The organism is Massilia sp. CT11-108 (genome assembly GCF_047302915.1).
Classification (GTDB): domain Bacteria; phylum Pseudomonadota; class Gammaproteobacteria; order Burkholderiales; family Burkholderiaceae_D; genus Telluria; species Telluria orientalis.
The window spans coordinates 1-4,384 of record NZ_JBKYMO010000455.1 but is presented as its reverse complement, the minus strand read 5'-3'; the positions used below and the strand labels follow the sequence as shown (position 1 = coordinate 4,384).

Annotated in this window: 5 protein-coding genes and 1 tRNA gene; 5 read left to right on the top strand and 1 reads right to left on the bottom strand. The window is 65.1% G+C overall.

Annotation, left to right across the window (positions count from 1 at the left end; all coding sequences use genetic code 11):
* The 3 genes from ACEN88_RS25190 to ACEN88_RS25180 all read left to right on the top strand — a co-directional run.
* Positions 1–258: DNA translocase FtsK (locus tag ACEN88_RS25190; RefSeq protein WP_413344090.1), on the top strand; the 258-nt coding region annotated here is incomplete at its 5' end.
* A gap of 2 nt (positions 259–260) precedes the next feature.
* Positions 261–881: an outer membrane lipoprotein chaperone LolA gene (gene lolA, locus ACEN88_RS25185; protein ID WP_413344088.1), complete on the top strand. Its 621-nt coding sequence runs from the start codon at positions 261–263 to the stop codon at positions 879–881.
* A 76-nt stretch (positions 882–957) separates the two neighbouring features.
* Entirely contained in the window at positions 958–2,265 is a 1,308-nt protein-coding gene (locus ACEN88_RS25180; RefSeq protein ID WP_413344086.1) for a replication-associated recombination protein A, read from the top strand.
* Here the strand turns inward: ACEN88_RS25180 and ACEN88_RS25175 are convergent, their stop codons facing one another.
* A complete protein-coding gene (locus ACEN88_RS25175) occupies positions 2,266–2,799 on the bottom strand; it encodes a DUF421 domain-containing protein (RefSeq protein WP_413344084.1) in 534 nt (177 codons plus the stop codon).
* Positions 2,800–2,924: 125 nt separating this feature from the next.
* Here ACEN88_RS25175 and serS point away from each other — a divergent pair, with 125 nt between their 5' ends.
* Together serS and ACEN88_RS25165 are read left to right on the top strand one after the other, a co-directional pair.
* Positions 2,925–4,220: a serine--tRNA ligase gene (gene serS, locus ACEN88_RS25170; RefSeq protein ID WP_413344082.1), complete on the top strand. Its 1,296-nt coding sequence runs from the start codon at positions 2,925–2,927 to the stop codon at positions 4,218–4,220.
* A gap of 74 nt (positions 4,221–4,294) precedes the next feature.
* Positions 4,295–4,384 (top strand) — tRNA-Ser (locus ACEN88_RS25165).

Here is a 4,384-nt window from a genome sequence, read left to right as displayed (position 1 = left end):
GACGGGCGCTGCGTCGCGAGAATCAAGTGGATGCCGGCCGGCGAAGGCGGCGGCGAGTCCGACGCGATGTACGACCAGGCCGTGGCCGTGGTGCTGAAGAACCGCCGGGCGTCGATCTCGCTGGTGCAGCGCCACCTGCGCATCGGCTACAACCGCGCCGCACGCCTGCTCGAGCAGATGGAGCAAAGCGGCATCGTGTCGCCGATGCAGTCGAACGGCAACCGGGACATCCTGGTGCCTGCAACGAACGCGGAATGACCATGGTAAAACAGAAACTGAAACAAACACTGATCGCCACCACCTTCCTGATCGCGGGCGCGGCCCACGCCACCGCCCTCGACCAGTTCAAATCCTTCGTGTCGGGCACCAAATCCGCCCGCGGCGAGTTTACCCAGACGCAGGTCATGAAGACCAAGACCGGCAAGACGTCCAGCGGCACCTTCGTGTTCGCGCGCCCCGGCAAATTCATCTGGACGTACCAGAAGCCGTACGAGCAACTGCTGCAGGCCGACGGCGAGACGCTGTACCTGTACGACAAGGACCTGAACCAGGTCACGACGCGCAAGCTGGGCGGCGCGCTGGGCAGCTCGCCGGCCGCGATCCTGTTCGGCAGCAATGACCTGGACAAGAATTTCACCTTGGCCGAAGCGGGCACGCACGACGGCCTGGAATGGCTGAACGCGACGCCGAAATCGAAGGACACGACGTTCGAACAGATCGGCATCGGCCTCAAGGACGGCTTCCCGCAGGCGATGGAGTTGAAGGACAACTTCGGCCAGACCGTGCTGCTGAAATTCACGAACGTCCAGCGCAACCCGGCGCTCGGCGCGCAGACGTTCAAGTTCGACGTGCCGAAAGGTGCGGAGGTCGTTAATCAGTAGACCCCTTGCAGTAAGCCACTTGCGCTTTCAACGCGCCGGCCATACATAGGCAAGATGAACTATAACAACGCAGCCCATGGATGACCTTTTCAAGACCGAACCCGCCGCCCCGCTGGCGGAAAGCCTGCGCCCGAAGACGATCGCCGAGGTGATCGGCCAAAGCCATTTGCTGGGCGAGGGCAAGCCGCTGAACCTCGTGTTCAAGTCGGGCCGGCCGCATTCGATGATCCTGTGGGGCCCGCCGGGCGTCGGCAAGACCACGCTGGCGCGCCTCACGGCGAACGCGTTCGACTGCGAATTCATCGCGCTGTCCGCGGTGCTGTCGGGCGTGAAGGACATCCGCGCCGCCATCGAACAGGCCGAGCACTACCTGGCGTCCGGCCACCACACGATCCTGTTCATCGACGAGATCCACCGCTTCAACAAGTCGCAGCAGGACGCGCTGCTGCCGTTCGTCGAATCCGGCCTCGTCACGCTGATCGGCGCGACGACGGAAAACCCGTCCTTCGAAGTCAATTCGGCACTGCTGTCGCGCTCGCAGGTCTACGTGCTGAAGGCGCTGAACGACGACGAGATGCGCCAGTTGCTGGAACGCGCGCGCCAGCAGGGCGGCTTGGCGCACCTGCAGTTCGACGACGTCGCCGTGCAAACGCTGATCGGCTACGCGGACGGCGACGCCCGCCGCTTCCTGAACCTGCTGGAGCAGACGAAAACGTCGGCCAACACGGCGCAGACGACCCACATCACGCGCGAATTCGTCGAGAACGCGCTGACCCTGAACGCGCGCCGCTTCGACAAGGGCGGCGACAATTTCTACGACCAGATCTCCGCGCTGCACAAATCCGTGCGCGGCTCGCATCCCGACGCCGCGCTGTACTGGCTGTGCCGGATGCTGGACGGCGGCGCCGATCCGAAATACCTGGGGCGGCGCATCGTCCGCATGGCGTGGGAAGACATCGGCATCGCCGACCCGCGCGCCATCCAGCTCGCGAACGATGCGGTCGAGACCTACGAGCGCCTCGGGTCGCCGGAGGGCGAACTGGCGCTGGGCCAGGCCGTCATCTACCTCGCCATCGCCGCCAAGAGCAATGCCGGCTACAACGCGTTCAATGCCGCGATGGCGTTCGTGCGCAAGGACAAATCGCGCGAAGTGCCCGTCCATTTGCGCAACGCGCCGACCAAGCTCATGAAGGAACTGGGCTATGGCCACGAATACCGCTACGCGCACGACGAGCCGCATGCGTACGCGGCCGGCGAAACCTATTTGCCGGACGGCATGCCGGAGCCGGGCTGGTACCAGCCGGTGCCGCGCGGGATCGAGGCGAAGATCGCGGAAAAGCTGGCGTGGCTGCGCAGCCTGGACGACGACGCCCGCGCGGACTGACTACAACCCGCGGCGCGGCTGGCCGCCCGTGCCGCCATCGTCGCGCGATCCGCGCCGGCGCAGCACCGTCAACTGGCCGTCCGGCTCCAGCCAGGCGCGCCGGACCTGGGCGATGTCCTCCACTTCGTGTTCGTGCAGCATGGCCCGCAATTCCTCGTCGCTGATCAGCTCGCGGCGCAGCGCGGCGTCCTGCTTGACGCCATCCTTGATGATGCAGATCGGCGGCGCCAGCGCGAACCGGCGGAAGCGGGGAAAGCGGTAACTCAGCCAGTTCAGGCCGTAGCTCCAGCCGATGATGGTGCCGATCAGCAGGAAACCGTCGACGATGGAGAGGTAGTCGCCGGCCATGGCATTCTGGGCGGCGTCGGCGATGATCACCAGCACGAGCAGGTCGGACAGGCCCAGCGCCCCGGCGTCGCGCCGCACGACGAAGCGGAACAGGCAGAACAGGAACAGGTACGTCAGCGTGCCGCGCACGAACAGTTCCAGCGGCGGCAAGCTGAACGTAAACAGCGTTTCCCAGTCGACATCCATGGACGGCCTCCTGGCCATTGGACTGTCGTGCATGCCCAAAAGATCGGCGCGCGGATGAGGACATGCGCCGCCTACGACTTGGTACAATTGCGGTTTCGATATCCCACCCTGCGACAATCCCGACAATGATAGACATTCAACTCCTCCGCAAAGACATCGACAACGTCGCCGCACGCCTCGCGAGCCGCAAGTACCAGCTCGACGTCGCCGGCTTCAGCGCCCTCGAAGCCGAGCGCAAGGCGATCCAGACGCGCACCGAGGAATTGCAGGGCAAGCGCAACTCGCTGTCCAAGCAGATCGGCATGCTGAAAGGCAAGGGCGAGGACACGAGCGCCGTGATGGCGGAAGTGGCCGGCATCGGCGACGAGCTGAAGGCCAACGAAACCGCGCTCGCCCAGGTGCAGGACCAGCTGGCGCACTTCATGGCCGCGATCCCGAACCTGCCGCACCCGTCGACGCCGGTGGGCCAGGACGAGTCGGGCAACGTGGAAGTCCGCAAGGTGGGCACGCCGCGCGCCTTCGATTTCGAAGTCAAGGACCACGTCGACGTCGGCAGCCCGCTGGGCCTCGATTTCGACACCGCGACCAAGCTGACGGGCTCGCGCTTCGCCGTGATGAAAGGCGGCATCGCCCGCCTGCACCGCGCGCTGGCGCAATACATGCTGGACACGCACACGGGCCAGCACGGCTACACCGAGTGCTACACCCCGTACATGGTCAACGCGGATTCGCTGCGCGGCACGGGCCAGCTGCCGAAGTTCGAGGAAGACCTGTTCGCGGTGAAAAAGGGCGGCGCGGAAGGCGAGGGCGAGAATTTCTACCTGATTCCGACGTCGGAAGTGTCGCTGACCAACATGGTGCGCGACGAGATCGTCGCGCTTGACACCCTGCCGATCAAGATGACGGCGCACACCCCGTGCTTCCGCTCGGAAGCGGGCAGCTACGGCCGCGACACTCGCGGCATGATCCGCCAGCACCAGTTCGACAAGGTCGAGCTCGTGCAGATCGCGCATCCGGAACAGTCGTACGACGCGCTGGAAGAGATGGTGGGCCAGGCCGAGACGATCCTGAAGAACCTGGGGCTGCCGTACCGCGTGATGCAGCTGTGCACGGGCGACATGGGCTTTTCGGCCGCGAAGACCTATGACCTGGAAGTGTGGCTGCCGGCGCAGAACACGTACCGCGAGATCTCGTCGCTGTCGAACTGCGAAGATTTCCAGGCCCGCCGCATGCAGGCCCGCTTCCGCAACGCCAAGGGCAAGCCGGAACTGCTGCACACGCTGAACGGTTCGGGCCTGGCCGTGGGCCGCACGCTCGTCGCCGTGCTGGAGAATTACCAGCAGGCGGATGGCAGCGTCGTGATCCCGGAGGTGCTGCGCCCGTACATGGGCGGGCTGGAGCGACTGGCACCGGCGGCGTGATCAAATAGCCCTTCCGTTTTCGCTGGAGGCCGTCTATAATGCGGCCTCACGCGAATACAAGCGACCGGTTACCAGGAGAGGTGGCAGAGTGGTCGAATGTACCTGACTCGAAATCAGGCGTACGGGTGACCGTACCGTGGGTTCGAATCCCACCCTCTCCGCCA